This is a genomic window from Flavobacterium sp. YO64 (assembly GCF_004119505.1).
In the GTDB taxonomy this organism is placed as follows: domain Bacteria; phylum Bacteroidota; class Bacteroidia; order Flavobacteriales; family Flavobacteriaceae; genus Flavobacterium; species Flavobacterium oncorhynchi.
The window spans coordinates 1-15,741 of the sequence record NZ_NRQV01000035.1 but is presented as its reverse complement, the minus strand read 5'-3'; the positions used below and the strand labels follow the sequence as shown (position 1 = coordinate 15,741).

Sequence of the window (15,741 nt, the reverse complement as noted above, 5' to 3'; positions counted from 1 at the left end):
AAACAAAAAAAAGCACCGTCCTTATAAAAAACTAGCAACCATTACTTGAGTATAACTAATCAAAATATCGAAGAATTAATTGCACTTTGTAAAAACAATAATCAAAAGGCTCAATTCGAAATTTACAATCGCTATTCTAAAGCTATGTACAATATCGCTTATAGAATTGTAAAGGACGAACATTTTGCACAAGACGTCATGCAGGAAGGTTTTTTGAAAGCTTTTACAAAGATTAACGATTACAAACAGGAAGTAGCGTTTGGAGCTTGGCTCAAAAAAATTGTAATTAATTACAGTATTGATTTTTATAAAAAAAACAATGCTTTCCAAATGGAAGACCTGAATAAAACGCTTTATAAGATTGAGGAAGATAATTCTATTTTATCCGAAAATATTGATCTCAATTCACTTAAAGTACAGCAGGTTCTGGACACAATTTCAGGTTTAAAAGACAACTACCGAATGGTTTTGACCTTATTTTATATTGAGGGTTACGATCAGGAAGAAATCTGTGAAATCTTGAATATTAGTTATGCGAATTGCAGAACTACGCTGAGCAGGGCTAAAGAAAGTTTACGAAAAAAATTAGAGGATTTATGAGATCGCCAATTAAAAAAAGTTTGTGCGCACAAACGCCGGTAAATAAAAAGCAATATCATCTATCACCTCTACAAAATAAATTTTGGATATTATGAAAAAGGAAAATGACGAATTAGATCAATTGTTTAACAAGTTTGAAAACCAATGGGATGTTCGCGAAATGAGCTCAGATCATCAAGTTGACTTTTTAAATAAATTAAATAAAAAACAACCTAAGAGAAAAAACTATGCTGTGTGGGCAATTGCAGCTTCGATAGTTCTGCTTTTGGGAGTATCAATATTGTACAACAATAATGAGAAACCGAAAGAACTAAAATTTGCATCAACTGAAACGCAGCGTACGGATTCTATCTTTAGTATTTTGATTAAAAATGAGCTGGTTAAATTAAAAGAAAAAGATTCTCCAGAAAATGAGCAAATTATAAATGATGCTTTAAAACAAATGGAAGTCTTTGATGCTGACTATGAAAAAATCATCAAAGAGGTTCAGAAAAATGGAGAAAACAAACAAATTATCTATGCTATGATAAGCAACCTGCAGACTAGAATATCATTCTTGCAGACTGTTTTACAGCGAATTGAAGAAAACGAAAACTTAAAAAACACTTCTCATGAAAAAACAATATAACATACTTATTTTACTTCTTTTGATTCCTTTTTTAGGTTTTTCAAATGATGATGCATATATCTCAAAGCAAAAAAACATTAAAAAAACATATATCGTAAACTCAAATGCGGGTATCGATATTGATAACAAATATGGAAATATTTCTGTCTCAACTTGGGATGAAGATAAAATAGATCTTGATATAATCATAAAAGTTACTGGACCAAGTGAGAATTGGGTTAACGAAAAACTAAACAGTATTGATGTTAATATTACTGCACTTAAGTCGTTGGTTTCGGCCGTTACTACTATTGGTAATTCGTCGCTGAAAAGTAAAGGAAGTAATAATTTTTTTGAAATTAATTATGTTATCAAGATTCCAAAAAACGGCTCTGCAAAACTTCTTAATAAATACGGAGATATTACAACCGAAAATATTTATGGCCCTGCAGATATTGCCTGTAAATATGGTAAAATTTCCTTAGGAAAGTTAAACAATTCAAGCAATAACGTAAAAATAGAATATTGCCAAAATTCAGCTATTGATTATATTAAAAACGGAAATATTATAGCTAGGTACTCTGGATTAAAAATTAACGAATCTGGTAATCTGAATTTAGATACCAATTATACAGATTTAGTTATTCTAGAAGGACAAAACATAAAATACAATTGTAATTATGGGACTTTTAAATTTCAGAAAATAAACTCCTTTACAGGCTCAGGAAATTATCTTACCATTTCTATCGCTGAAATTTCGAACAGTGTAAATTTAGATACAAAATATAGTAAAATCAATATTTCTAACGTAACCAGTAAGGCTAATAACGTTAATATAAACTCTGGTTATTCTGATGTTTATATGGGTTATGATATGAATTATTCTTTTGATTTTGATATTAATACAAGATACGGAGGCATTAAAAGTGACAATTCTCTAGATGTTTTGATTAATGAAACTAAAAATACCAGTAAAAGAATCAGCGGATTTAATAAAAAGAAAGGTCAAAATAAGGTTACTATTAATTCTAATTACGGAAACGTAACATTAAACAAAAAACAATAATCATAAAAAATTTAAAGAAATGAAAAAATTATCTCTATTAGTAGTTTGTGGTGCATTCTTAATTGGTTTTATGGCTAATGCGCAATCAGAAAAAATAAACGGAAACGGTAAAGTTGTTACTGAAACAAGATCAACAGCCGGCTATGATGCAATAAAAATTGCAGGCTCTTTTGATGTTGATTTAGTTGCTGGAAAAGAAGGAAAAATTATCATTAAGGGTGAAGAAAATATTCTATCTGCAATCGTAGTTGAAGTTGAAGAAAATACTTTAAAAATTTATACAAAGAAAAATACTAACATCCGTTCAAGCATAGGTAAAAAAGTTGAAGTAACAATTCCGTTTGAAAAAATATCAGAGCTAACTCTTTCAGGTTCTGGAAATATTAAATCAAAAGATATCATCAAAAACGATTCGTTTTTAGCGAAACTTTCAGGATCAGGAAATTTTAGTTTAGCGGTTAATTCCAATTCTTTTGAATTGAACTTAAGCGGATCAGGAAATGTAAATTTAAAAGGAAATGCTGATAATTTTACTACAAAACTTTCGGGATCAGGCGACATCGACGCCAGTGCTTTAAAATCTAAAAATGTAGTGGTTAATGTTTCGGGTTCTGGAGACAGTAAAGTAAATTGCAGCGAAACTTTGACTGCTCGAGTTTCTGGTTCAGGTGATATTAAATACAGTGGAAATCCTGAAAAACGTGATGTAAAAGTTTCTGGATCAGGAAATATTTCAAAAGTCTAATACAATGAATGTCACGAATTTTTATTCATCATCAATCAATAACAAATTCTAATTCGTGACATTTAAAAATTTAAAAGGCGTTTTATTAATTTAAAACGTCTTTTTTATGCACTCTTCTTAATAAGAAAATCGATGTAACAAAGAAAACTGCCAAAATAACAATTGCCGCACGAGGGCTTCCTGTAATTTGATCGATAATTCCGTAAACACACATTCCTATTACAATTCCAATTTTTTCAGCAACATCATAAAAACTAAAAAACGAAGCTGTATCTTCTGTTTCCGGCAAGAGCTTTGAATAGGTAGAACGTGACAAAGCTTGAATTCCGCCCATAACAAATCCAGCAACTGTTGCCATAACATAAAAATGCATTGGCAATATTATGAAATATGCCAAAGCGCAAAAAGCTGCCCAAATGGCATTAATAAAAATCAGCGTTGGAATATTTCCAAATTTTTCTGAAGCTCTCGAAGTTAAAACTGCACCCACAACAGCTACCAGCTGAATTATCAAAATACAAATTATTAAACCAATAGTACTTTCTTCTTTTGACGACCATTGAATTTCCTGTGCTCCAAAATAAGTTGCAACCAGCATTACAGTCTGTACAGCCATACTTGAAACAAAAAAACCGCCTAAATAACGTCGTAAAGGAACATTTTCATTCAGTAAACCCCAAACCTTTTTCAATTCTTTGAAACCATTAAAAACAACAGATTTTGTTAGTTTCTCACCCTTTTCTTTTCTTCCTTTTGGCAAATAATAATACGTATATTGACTGAATAATATCCACCAAACTCCTACCATGATAAAAGAGTAACGCATTGCTTTCATTGCTGGTTCTGGTCCAGAAATATTAAACCATTCCGGCTTCATGATCATCGCTAAATTGATAACCAATAAAATAACGCTTCCTATATAACCTAAAGAATATCCTTTTGCACTGATTCTGTCTTGTTGTTCTTCAAAAGCAATATCTGGTAAATATGAATTGTAAAAAACTAAACTTCCCCAATATCCTAATAATCCAAAAAAGTAAAATGCTAATCCGATATAAATATCAGTCAATTCAAACCAATACAATCCCATGCAGGATAATGCTCCTAAATAACAGAAAAACTTCATAAAGGATTTTTTATTTCCTACATAATCTGCAATACCTGATAATAGAGGAGAAATAAAAGAAACAACTAAAAATGCTGCCGCGGTAATAAAACTAATTAATGCCGAATTCTTTAAATGAAGGCCAAAAACATCAATGTAATGATCTCGTTTTGAAAATAATGCTTCATAAAAAATAGGAAATACAGCCGAAGCAATTGTAAGCGTATAAACTGAATTTGCCCAATCGTAAAATGCCCAGGCGTTTAATAATTTTTTATCACCTTTTTTTAATTCTTTCATAGAAATGGTTTTGTTAACAGGCTACGAATTTATCTCTTTTTTATGATAATCAAATAGAAATTCAATAAATCATGTATTAATAAATTATAAACAAGGCTATTGTGTAATGTCATCTATAAAAACAAAAAAGCCGTCCAAAAATCTGGACAGCTTTCAAATTATCTTTGTATTTCTTTGTTTTTATTTTATAACTCCAACTTTCAATGCAGTCGCTTTTGCTTCTGGAATTAATGCTTTTAAGTTGGCAATTCGCGTAGCATCAGAAGGGTGTGTACTCATAAATTCTGGTGTTCCGGATGCGCCTGATTTTGCCGACATTCTACTCCAAAATTCAATAGCATCATCTGGATTGTAACCTGCAATTGCCATTAAAGTAAGTCCAATTTTATCTGCTTCACTTTCATTGCTTCTGCTAAACGGAAGCATTACTCCTACTTGCGAACCTACTCCATATGCTTGTGCAAAAATATCTCTTGTCGACTGCGATTTACCGCTTGTTGCTGCATCTAAAGCTGCTCCGCCTATTTGCTGCAATTGTGCCGCACTCATTCTCTGTGCTCCATGATTAGCCAAAGCATGTGAAACTTCATGTCCCATTACAGTTGCTAAACCAGATTCATTTTGTGTAACTGGCAAAATTCCTGAATAAACTACAATTTTTCCTCCCGGCATGCACCAAGCATTTACCTCTTTATTATCGACCAGTTTGTATTCCCATCGATAATCTTTTAAATATTGAGACTGTCCTAAAAAGGTTAAATACTTTTCAGCAGCTGCTTTTATTTTAATACCAACTTTCTCTACTAATTTTGCATCGGCTGTTCCTGTTATTACTTTATTTTCAGAAATAAACTGGCTGTATTGCTGAAATGAAGAGGGAAATAATTCGCTGTTTGAAACAAAATTTAAATTCTTTTTTCCTGTCACTGGATTGGTTGCACATCCAACAAAAAGAGCCACAGATAACCCTAGTAATAATTGCTTTTTCATGATTCTGATATTTTTCAACATACAAAAATACAATAATTATTAATTTTGCTTTTATATAATTATTTTCTAATTTATCAGAATTAACTTATTCTCCAATTATATGAAGTTCGCTAAAACCTTTTTCAACAATTAAAAACTGATTTACTTCAAAAGCAGTTTTATCAAATTGTATTTTTTCGTTGTCAATTTCAATTTCACTCACTTTAAATGGCAAACCAATCAAGTTAATTTTGTATTTGCTATAAGGTGTATCGTACTTACCTTCTTTATGAAGCTGAATAATTAATTCTTTTTCTTTTCCTATTGTTCTAAAAGACAAAAAACTGTAACGTCCTTTTTTATAATCATAACCATCTTGTGCATCTTCATAAACTACCGATTTTTCTTTGCCGTTCTTGTAATATACATCAAGTGTTAATTCATCAAATTCTAATTCTCCAACATATTGCTGCACTGGATATTTTGGAATTACGGCGCCTGCCTTTACAAAAACTGGAATTTCATCAAATTTAGTATCAATCCACACTTCACGTCCTCCAACTGAAAATTCATTTGTCCAGTAATTATACCACTCACCTCTTGGAATATACATACGTCTTCCTACTGCGTTTGGCTCAAGAATTGGGCAGACTAATATTTGATTTCCAAAGATGAATTCGTCGTTGCGATAATGCGTTTGTGTATCATCTTGATCAAAATAAACTAATGGCTTCAACATTGGAATTCCTTCTTCGATATACTGCCAAAACATGGTATATAAATACGGAAGTAATTGATAACGTAAGCTTACAAATTTTCTGGTAATATTAATCACTTCTTCATCAAAAGCCCAAGGTTCTTGATTACCGTGATCTCCTGAGGAATGTGTTCTGCAAAACGGATGAAATACACCTAACTGAATCCAGCGTGCATAAAGCTCACCTGTTGGCTGTTCCGCAAAACCACCAATATCAGAACCTGTAAATCCCATTCCTGAAATTGACATTCTTTGTACCTGAATATTAGCAATCCATAAATGTTCCCAAGTTGCGACGTTATCTCCTGTCCAAGATGATGTATAACGCTGTGCTCCTGAATAAGCTGATCTAGTTATTACAAAAGGACGTTTAGGGTAAGCAAAACGTTTTACACCATGATAAGTCGCTCTAGCCATTTGAGTTCCGTAAATATTATGTGCTTTTCTATGACTGCAAGGGTTTCCGTCGTAAACATGGCGAACATCCATTGGAAATGTTTTATTTGGAACTTCCATAACAGCTGGTTCGTTCATATCATTCCAAACTCCTTTTACTCCAATATCAGCCACTAATTCCTTAAATAATCCTGCCCACCATTCTCTAACTGCTGGGTTTGTATAATCTGGAAAATTACATTCGCCCGGCCATACTTTTCCTTTCATATAAGGTCCATCGGCTCTTTTACAGAAATAATCTTTCTCTAAAGCTTCTTTATAAACCCAATAATCTTGATCAATTTTAATTCCCGGATCTATAATTACTACCGTTTTAAAACCATCTTCGGCTAATTCGGCAACCATTCTTTTTGGATCAGGAAAGTAGTTTTTATTCCATGTAAAACATCGAAATCCTTCCATATAGTCAATATCCAGATAAATGGCATCGCATGGAATTTGAAGTTCTCTAAATTTAGAAGTGATTTCTTTTACTTTACTTTCAGGATAATAACTCCATTTACATTGATGATATCCTAAAACCCAAAGCGGCGGAAGTTCTGGTTTACCTGTTAAATCTGTATAATTGGTAACTACATCCTGCATTTGCGGCCCGTAAATGAAATAATAATTCATTTCACCTCCTTCTGCCCAGAAACTGGTTACATTTCGCCTTTCCTGACAAAAATCAAAGAAAGTTCTAAATGTATTGTCGAAGAAAATACCATAAGATTGTTTGTTATGTAATCCTATATAAAAAGGAACTACTTTGTAAAGCGGATCTTGTTCTTTTTGGTACGCATATTGGTCTGTTGCAAAATTCTCAACTCTTTTGCCTTTTAAATTCATTTGAGTTGCCTTATCACCAAGTCCGTAAAAACATTCACCATCTTTAGATGATTTACTCATTTTTACAATATTTCCTCCATATTCGTAGCTTTCTTCCCAATGAAAACCAAGCTCATCTTCAAGAATTAAAAAATCGTTTAAATCGTAAATCGATAAACGAAGATCTGATTTTTGAATTTTACATTTTACTTTACTGGTTTTAATTTGAAAATAAGTTTCTTCTTCTGTCAGTTCAAGAAAATTATAACCATGAAGCTGGGATTTATCAATTGCATACGAAAAATCATTGCTGAAATACCCTTTTGTTGTAAAGCGAAATCGAATTAAACTATCTCTAAGAATAGTAACTTTTAGGATTACTTTATTATCTGTATTAAAAAAAATGGAATCGCCTTCGTGTTGAAATGAGACAATTTTTGATGGATATAAATCGCCTTTATATTCTAATGCCGTGTTTGTAATCATATCTCCAAATGAATTAATTATAAAACGTTAACGCTCTTTCAAACTTACAAAAAAAGTTTATAAAGCCCTATGAATAAAAGGTTTATTCACGAAAACGTTTTTTCTGAATGGGTATTAGAATTCTCCTCAAAAAATCATCAATTTGATAATTTAAGAACGATATACTAATAAAATAGTTGTAAAAATTTATTTGTCTAATTTTTATACGAAAGAAAAAACAGTAATGCTTAAAGGAGGCAGAATTAATTCAACAGAAAATTCTCTTCCGTCATATGGCATTGCTTCTGCTTTTAATATTTCAGAATTTCCAACATCGCTTCCTCCATAGACTGCTGCATCGCTGTTAAAAATTTCTTGTAACTTTCCTTTCTTTGGCACTCCGATTCTGTAATTTTCTCTTACAATCTGTGTGAAATTAAGAACCACAATAACATTTTCATCAGGTTTATTACCTTTTCTGATATAAGATAAAACCGCATTTTGATGATCTGAGTAATTAATCCACTCAAAGCCTTCGCCTGTAAACTGCTTTTCGTATAAAGCAGGATATGATTTATAGAGTTTATTTAAATCTGTAATTAGCTTTTTTATTCCTGAATGAAAATCATATTGAAGCAGATGCCAATCTAAACTATTCTCAAAATTCCACTCGCTCGTTTGACCAAATTCTGCTCCCATAAACAATAATTTCGCTCCGGGATGCGTGAACATATATCCGTACAATAATCTTAAATTGGCAAATCGCTGCCATTCATCGCCGGGCATTTTATAGATAAGAGATTTTTTCCCGTAAACTACTTCGTCATGTGAAAACGGAAGCATGAAATTTTCGGTAAAAGCATACGTCATCGAGAAAGTTAAATCATTTTGATGGTATTTTCTGTAAACTGTTTCTTTTTGAAAATATTCTAAAGTGTCATGCATCCAGCCCATCATCCATTTCATTCCAAAACCTAAGCCACCTGTAAAAGTGGGCCTTGAAACCATCGGAAAGGAAGTACTTTCTTCGGCAATAGTTTGTACGCCATCAAAATTAGCATAAATTACTTCGTTGAACTCTTTTAGAAAACTAATCGTATCCAGGTTTTCTCTTCCACCAAAAATGTTAGGTTCCCACTCTCCTTCTTCTCTTGAATAATCAAGATACAACATCGAAGCAACGGCATCAACCCTTAAACCATCGGCGTGATAATTTTGAAGCCAAAAAACAGCATTACTAATCAAAAAAGCTCGAACTTCATTTCGTCCATAATTAAAAACCAAACTTTTCCAATCAGGATGGTATCCCTTTCGGCGATCTGGATGTTCGTACAAATGTGATCCGTCAAAAAAGCCTAAACCATGTGCATCATCTGGAAAATGTGAAGGAACCCAATCTAAAATTACTCCAATTCCTTCTTGATGCAGTTTATCAACTAAAACCATAAAATCCTGCGGTTTACCAAAACGTGATGTTGGCGCGAAATATCCCGTCAATTGATATCCCCAAGAAGGATCATAAGGATACTCCATTATAGGCATGAATTCAACATGGGTAAAACCCGTTTCTTTTACATATTTAACTAAATCATCAGCAAGCTCCAAATAAGTTAAAAAACGGTTATTCTCTGCACGTTTCCATGAACCCAAATGCACTTCGTAAACAGAATAAGGTTTGTCTAACGCATTATTATGCTTACGATTCTGCATCCAGTTTTCATCTTTCCATTTGTATTCCAAATCCCATACGACAGATGCCGTATGCGGTGGTTTCTCACAATACAGCGCAAATGGATCTGCTTTTTCAGTTACAATTCCGTCAATATTCGACTGGATTTTATATTTATAAAGAGCTCCTTTTGAAATCTCTGGAATAAATCCTTCCCAAATACCCGAGGAATCCCAACGTACATTTAAAACATGTTCTCCATGAGTCCAATAATTAAAATCACCTACCACCGAAACTGTTTGTGCAGTTGGAGCCCAAACGGCAAAGTAAACTCCTTTTACTCCATTAACTTCAATTAAGTGAGCTCCCAGCTTTTCATACAATTTGAAATGCTTTCCAGCTTTGAATAAATCAATATCAAAATCAGTAAATAGAGAATGTGTAATTACTTTTGTCATATTTGTTTTTTAAGGCAATTGGAATTTATTTTTATTGGAAACTTATTTTTAATTTATTCTATTCTGAAATTATCAGAAAGGACTGCCCCTTTTTTAATTACAACAATTCCGTCTTTTATGCTGTACAATTCATTAGTAAAATTGTCTAAATGTTTTCCGCCGCTAATATGAACATTGTTTCCAATTCTAACATTTTTATCGACTAAAGCATTCTTTATAAAACAGTTTTCACCAATTCCAACATGAATTTTATTAATTGTACTCTCATGATTTAGTTCGTCAAGATCCTGATAGAAATCATTCCCCATAACATAACAATTTTCAAGTACCGTTCCTACTCCAATTCTAGAACGAATACCAATTACAGAACTCTTAATCTCTTTTGCATTAATAATGCAGCCTTCAGAAATTAAGGATTGATCTACAATTGAATTTCTAAATTTAGAAGGTGGCAATAATCTAGGTCTCGTAAAAATTTTATTCTCATTATCGAATAAATTAAACTCTGGAATATCTGCAGTTAAACCAATATTTGCTTCAAAAAAGGATTCAATATTTCCAATATCAGTCCAATAACCCTCGTACTGATAACTTAAAATTTTATGCTTTCCAACGGCTTGCGGAATAATTTCTTTTCCAAAATCCTTTGTATCAGGATTTGCCATTAATTCTTCTAATAATGGTTTATTGAAAATGTAAATTCCCATTGAAGCTAGATATTTTTTGCCTTTTTCTTGCATTTGCTCACTTACTTCAGATTCCCAATCGGGCAGCAATGATGCGTCTGGTTTTTCAATAAAAGCTTCTATGCAGCTCTCATGATTCGTTTTTAAAATTCCAAACTCTGGTGCATCCTTAGCATTAACAGGAAGTGTTGCTATCGAAATAGCCGCATCGGCTGCAATATGAGCCTCCAGCATTTCATTAAAATCCATTTGATACAATTGATCGCCGGAAAGAATTAATGCGTGATCAAAATCGTGTTTTAAAAAATGAGACATACATTGTCTAACGGCATCTGCAGTTCCTTGAAACCACGTTGGGTTATCTGGTGTTTGTTCAGCTGCCAAAATATCTACAAACGACTGGCTGAAAATACTAAAATTGAAGGTATTCTTGATATGCGCATTTAAAGATGCAGAATTGAACTGTGTTAGAACAAATATTTTAAAAATATCCGAATTAATACAATTTGAAATAGGAATATCGACTAATCTATATTTTCCGCCAATTGGCACTGCAGGTTTTGATCTCGTTTCGGTTAATGGAAATAAACGTGATCCTTGTCCTCCTCCTAAAATAATAGCAACTACATTTTTCTTTTTAAATTTCATTTTTCTCAATTATTAGGTTGTATATCTCGATGTATTCTTGGCAAACTCTTTCCCAGGAATGGTCAGCAGCCATTCCTCTTTCTAAAACTTTATTGAAATTTAATTTATTATTGTACAGCTTTACAGCACGATTTATAGAATAACAGATATCTCCAACTGAAGCCTGATCATGACATATTCCGTTTCCTTCATCTCCAAAATCAATAACCGTATCTCTTAATCCTCCAGTTCTCCTAACTATCGGTATTGTTCCATAACGCATCGCATACATTTGATTTAAACCGCAAGGTTCAACTCTAGAGGGCATTAAAATATAATCTGACCCTGCGTAAATCAAATGCGCTAATTCTTCGTTATAACCAATAAAAACATTGTAATTACCATTATAATCATTTCTTAATTGCACTAATTGTTCTTCTATAACTGCATTTCCAGATCCTAAAATCAGAATATTGATATTTTCGAAATTTTCAGATAATGCTAAAGCAGATGCGTGAGGTAATAAATCTCCTCCTTTTTCCTCAAACAAACGGCCAATAAAACTAAACAGCGGTTTTTCGGGATCTAAATCAAACTGTTCGCAAAGTTTTTCTTTATTCTTTTGTTTTCCGGCTTCAGAAGTTTCTATTGAATAATTCGCGGCAATCATTTGATCTTTTAAAGGATCCCAAACTTCAATATCAATTCCATTTAAAATTCCTCTTGATTTATTACGAACTGATTTGAACAAAGGTTCCAAACCATTAGCTGCATTGTTAATTTCATTTAAATAACTTGGAGACACTGTCGTTACAGCATTTGCACATTTCACACCAACTGCTAATGAATTAATCGAATTATTCCATTCTAAAAATCCAACATGCTTTAAATCAAATTCCGGTAAATAATGCAGCTTATCAAATCCAAACCATCCTTGATACAAACCATTATGAATTGTAATTACCGTTTTTACATTCTTCAAACTATCATACTTGTAAGCAAATTGAAGTAAAAATGGAATTAATCCAGTGTGATGATCGTGACAATTTATAACATCTGGAATTGTATTTCGACAAATTATCCAATCTAAAACTGCTATCTGAAAAGCTAAAAAACGTTCTATATCGTCTTCATAGCCATAAACATTGGGACGGTCAAATAATTCTTTAATTTCTACAAGGTATAATTCATACCCTAATTTATTTGTAGTTTCTTTAAGGATGCTAAATGGAAAATTAAAGTTTCCAAGTTTAACTGTTCCCCAATGAACACATTCAAAGTCATTCTCTTTTCTAAACTTAGTATCATAACAAGGAACAATTACTCGTACCTGATGACCTGCATTAGTTTGATATTTTGGTAATGCACCAACAACATCAGCTAGACCGCCAACTTTTGCCATTGGATAACATTCGGCACTAATATGAAATATTTCCATGTTAAAAATTATAACAAATTGTGAATTATTTTTCAGCAGTCCTATATAAATAGCTACTTTTATGTTTTTTAAATTTAGCAAAAAATAAACAGAATTAAGCCCACAAGTAAAATTTATTGATATGTCAAAAAAGACAAACAATCCTACTAAATCATTAAAAATTCCACAGTTTATTATTGTATCATGTAAAATTTGTGCTTTAATTTCATCTAAACTAGTAACATCCTATGCAGCAAAACTATTTACGACGCCTATAAAACATAAAGTTCCAAAACGAGAATTCGAGATGGATAAAAAAAGCATCCAAAACTTAATCTATGTTCCAGAAATAAACAAAAGTGTTGTGACTTATGAGTATGGCAAAAGTGATCGTAAAATTTTATTAGTTCATGGATGGTCAGGACGAGGTACTCAATTGTTTAAAATAGCCGACGAGCTTTTAGATAATGGTTACTCTGTAGTGAGTTTTGATGCTCCCGCACATGGAAAATCAAAAGGAAATTCGACTATTATGTCTGAATTTATTTCTTCTATCCTAGAGATAGAAAAACAATATGGTCCATTTGAATTTGCAATTGGTCATTCTTTAGGAGGAATGTCAGTACTAAATGCAATTAAAGACGGCTTAAAAGTCAAAAAAGCAATTGTAATTGGAAGCGGAGATATTGTTCAGGATATTCTAAACGATTTTGTTGCTAAATTAGGTTTAAAACAAGCTATAAGCGAACGTCTGCGCGAGTTTTTCGAGAATAAATATCAAGTAAAAATGGATAATTTTTCAGCTTACAGAGCAGCTCAAAAAGTAAAAATACCCGTTTTGGTTATACATGATAATGATGATCCTGAAGTTCCCGCTAAAGCTGGAATTCATATTCATGAAAATCTAGAAAACGGAGAATTATTCTTAACAGAAGGCTTAGGACATAGAAAAATTCTAGGAAATCAAAATGTAATCAAAAAGGCTATAGAATTCATCAAAAACCCCTAACTTTATGATAATAAACATTTTACTTATTTAATTCAAAAAAAGAAAAAATGGATTTATTTGGAGAAACATCAAATTGGGAAACTAAATTAGAACCTATTTTAGAGAAATATAAAGGAAAGAAACATCCTTTAGAATATCAAAACATTTACCAATTATTGATTATGGTTGTTTTATCAGCACAAGATTCTGATGCAAATATCAATAAAATAGCACCTGCGATATTTGATAAATACCCAACCTTAAATAGTTTATCAAAAACAGATCTAGAAACATTCATTCCCTATATTAGTAAAGTTCGAAACTTCCAGACAAAAGCAAACTGGCTTTTAGAAATTGCAAAAACTATTCAAGAAGACAAAAATATTCCATTAACCATGAGCGGCTTAACAGCCCTAAAAGGAATTGGAAGAAAATCGGCAAATGTAATTTTAAGAGAAACTAATCAACCAGCCGAGGGTATTATTGCCGATTTACATGTAATACGAGTAGCTCCAAGAATTGGAATTATAAAAGAAAGCAAAGACGGGAATAAAGTAGAAAAAGATCTCATGCAAATACTTCCTAAAAATATTTGGTCCGAAATTGGTATGGCTATATCTTTTCTTGGCAGAGAAACCTGCAGACCAAAACCTAAATGTGAAGAGTGCCTTATAGCAGATATTTGCAACTATTATTTACACGAAATACTCTAAAAAACTACTTTCTTCTCGTATCAATCAAATAAACAATCTTCCAATTCTCTTTTTCTTTAAATAATGTAAAAGTATTTACGCCTGAATGACTTAATTTATCATTTAAATAAAATTCATAAGGTGCCCAAACATGTGCCATTGCTCCATCAAGTTGAATATTATAGCTCAATATTTTTTCCTGAAATTTAGTAGTCTTTGGAATTGAAGCAATAGATTTATAAAACTCTTCTGCGCTTTCATTTGACAATTTATTGCCTTTACTCTTACTTTCGCTTATCGATTGTAAAATAATTTTATCTCCACAAACTGATTTCAATTTAAGGGTGTCTTTTTCATGAAATCCTTCAAAAAACACATCAATACATTTTTGAACTTCTTGCTTCTGGGCATTAGATACTAACCCAAGGAATAAAAATAGTATAGTAATAAAACTTCTCATAAAATTTCAATTTTATTAAACTCCAAATTGTGAAAGATGATGCTCTAAATGTTTTACAAACATATTATTCCATTCTTGCGAAGTCAATTTTCCAAAAGAGTGCGATTCTTTACCTTCGAATTCATTTGATCCTAAAGTCTGAGTTCGAATTAAATAAGATATGAGCCTTTTCCTTTCCATTTCAAAATCACGATTCCCTTTAATTATAAATTGCGGTGCTGTTTGGTTGTTTTTAGGATAAGGTTTATCATCAACCACCTTATTTTTGACCAATAATTTTAGAATAAACTTCATAAAACCATTTGGTTTTGGATGAACATCTTCATAAACCATTTCGTATGACACATTGCAATGCGCGAGCATTTGATCGACAGACATTTTACCCCAAAGCCTTTGTGAATCGGACTTAAGCTGATTTATTCTATTAATAAACTGATCACAATCTTCTTTTAAAAAAATATTTTGCATGATTAAAAAACAGTATATAGTTAAATATGTAAAGTAAAAATATAAAATTTACGTACAAAATACTTACTTATTCTTTTATAATTTTAACTTTACCAATAGCAGTAATAAACTTTTGTTTTATATCCAAAAAAAAACTTCAACTAGCAAAAGCTAATTGAAGTTTTAGTACTCAGAGCGGGACTTGAACCCGCACGAACATTGCTGTTCACTGGATTTTAAGTCCAGCGTGTCTACCAATTTCACCATCCGAGCATTATGTGGTACCTCCAGGGATCGAACCAGGGACACATGGATTTTCAGTCCATTGCTCTACCATCTGAGCTAAGGTACCATTTTTACTTAAAAATTAAGTAAAATTTGAATAAAAAACCCCATTTCTATGAAACAGGGTTTTAAAAA

The 15,741-nt window shown here is 32.0% G+C and carries 14 protein-coding genes and 2 tRNA genes; 6 read left to right on the top strand and 10 right to left on the bottom strand.

Annotated features, from left to right (window positions below; genetic code table 11):
• Positions 1-45 precede the first annotated feature (45 nt).
• The 4 genes from BOW57_RS18065 to BOW57_RS18050 all read left to right on the top strand — a co-directional run bounded on the left by BOW57_RS18065 (position 46) and on the right by BOW57_RS18050 (position 3,018).
• Positions 46-600 carry an RNA polymerase sigma factor gene (locus BOW57_RS18065; RefSeq protein WP_089055585.1) on the top strand — a complete coding sequence of 185 codons (555 nt, stop codon included), beginning with the start codon at positions 46-48 and terminating at the stop codon, positions 598-600.
• A 91-nt stretch (positions 601-691) separates the two neighbouring features.
• On the top strand, positions 692-1,228 hold the full coding sequence (locus BOW57_RS18060; RefSeq protein WP_089055586.1) for an anti-sigma factor: 537 nt from the start codon (positions 692-694) through the stop codon (positions 1,226-1,228).
• Complete coding sequence (locus BOW57_RS18055) at positions 1,212-2,273, top strand: hypothetical protein (RefSeq protein WP_089055587.1); 1,062 nt, start codon at positions 1,212-1,214, stop codon at positions 2,271-2,273. Before BOW57_RS18060 ends, BOW57_RS18055 begins: the two co-directional genes overlap by 17 nt.
• Before the next feature lie 19 nt (positions 2,274-2,292).
• On the top strand, positions 2,293-3,018 hold the full coding sequence (locus BOW57_RS18050) for a head GIN domain-containing protein (protein ID WP_129056280.1): 726 nt from the start codon (positions 2,293-2,295) through the stop codon (positions 3,016-3,018).
• An 85-nt stretch (positions 3,019-3,103) separates the two neighbouring features.
• Here the strand turns inward: BOW57_RS18050 and BOW57_RS18045 are convergent, their stop codons facing one another.
• From BOW57_RS18045 to BOW57_RS18020, 6 genes are all read right to left on the bottom strand, one after another.
• Positions 3,104-4,423: an MFS transporter gene (locus BOW57_RS18045; RefSeq protein ID WP_089055589.1), complete on the bottom strand. Its 1,320-nt coding sequence runs from the start codon at positions 4,421-4,423 to the stop codon at positions 3,104-3,106.
• Positions 4,424-4,603: 180 nt separating this feature from the next.
• Positions 4,604-5,413 carry a M48 family metallopeptidase gene (locus BOW57_RS18040; protein WP_129056278.1) on the bottom strand — a complete coding sequence of 270 codons (810 nt, stop codon included), beginning with the start codon at positions 5,411-5,413 and terminating at the stop codon, positions 4,604-4,606.
• 85 nt (positions 5,414-5,498) lie between these two features.
• Positions 5,499-7,898 carry a glycoside hydrolase family 31 protein gene (locus tag BOW57_RS18035; protein ID WP_129056276.1) on the bottom strand — a complete coding sequence of 800 codons (2,400 nt, stop codon included), beginning with the start codon at positions 7,896-7,898 and terminating at the stop codon, positions 5,499-5,501.
• A gap of 201 nt (positions 7,899-8,099) precedes the next feature.
• Positions 8,100-10,004: a 1,4-alpha-glucan branching protein GlgB gene (gene glgB / locus BOW57_RS18030; protein ID WP_129056275.1), complete on the bottom strand. Its 1,905-nt coding sequence runs from the start codon at positions 10,002-10,004 to the stop codon at positions 8,100-8,102.
• 53 nt (positions 10,005-10,057) lie between these two features.
• Positions 10,058-11,338 (bottom strand): glucose-1-phosphate adenylyltransferase, encoded by a 1,281-nt coding sequence (locus BOW57_RS18025; RefSeq protein WP_089055609.1) that lies wholly within the window; start codon positions 11,336-11,338, stop codon positions 10,058-10,060.
• A complete protein-coding gene (locus tag BOW57_RS18020) occupies positions 11,328-12,755 on the bottom strand; it encodes a glycogen synthase (protein ID WP_129056272.1) in 1,428 nt (475 codons plus the stop codon). Before BOW57_RS18020 ends, BOW57_RS18025 begins: the two co-directional genes overlap by 11 nt.
• 121 nt (positions 12,756-12,876) lie before the next feature.
• Between BOW57_RS18020 and BOW57_RS18015 the strand changes: the two genes are divergently transcribed.
• The gene (locus BOW57_RS18015) at positions 12,877-13,743 is read left to right on the top strand and encodes an alpha/beta fold hydrolase (RefSeq protein ID WP_129056270.1); all 867 of its coding nucleotides are present in this window, start codon (positions 12,877-12,879) and stop codon (positions 13,741-13,743) included.
• Between the two features lie 47 nt (positions 13,744-13,790).
• Positions 13,791-14,435, top strand: coding sequence for an endonuclease III (nth, locus tag BOW57_RS18010; protein ID WP_129056268.1), 645 nt, complete (start codon positions 13,791-13,793; stop codon positions 14,433-14,435).
• 4 nt (positions 14,436-14,439) lie between these two features.
• On the opposite strand, the gene BOW57_RS18005 is transcribed toward nth, so the two are convergent.
• The 4 genes from BOW57_RS18005 to BOW57_RS17990 all read right to left on the bottom strand — a co-directional run bounded on the left by BOW57_RS18005 (position 14,440) and on the right by BOW57_RS17990 (position 15,673).
• Positions 14,440-14,874 (bottom strand): nuclear transport factor 2 family protein, encoded by a 435-nt coding sequence (locus BOW57_RS18005; protein ID WP_129056266.1) that lies wholly within the window; start codon positions 14,872-14,874, stop codon positions 14,440-14,442.
• Positions 14,875-14,889: 15 nt separating this feature from the next.
• Positions 14,890-15,342: a DUF1569 domain-containing protein gene (locus BOW57_RS18000; RefSeq protein ID WP_129056264.1), complete on the bottom strand. Its 453-nt coding sequence runs from the start codon at positions 15,340-15,342 to the stop codon at positions 14,890-14,892.
• Between the two features lie 166 nt (positions 15,343-15,508).
• Positions 15,509-15,594, bottom strand: a tRNA-Leu gene (locus BOW57_RS17995).
• Positions 15,595-15,600: 6 nt separating this feature from the next.
• A tRNA-Phe gene (locus BOW57_RS17990) sits at positions 15,601-15,673 on the bottom strand.
• Between the last annotated feature and the right edge of the window lie 68 nt (positions 15,674-15,741).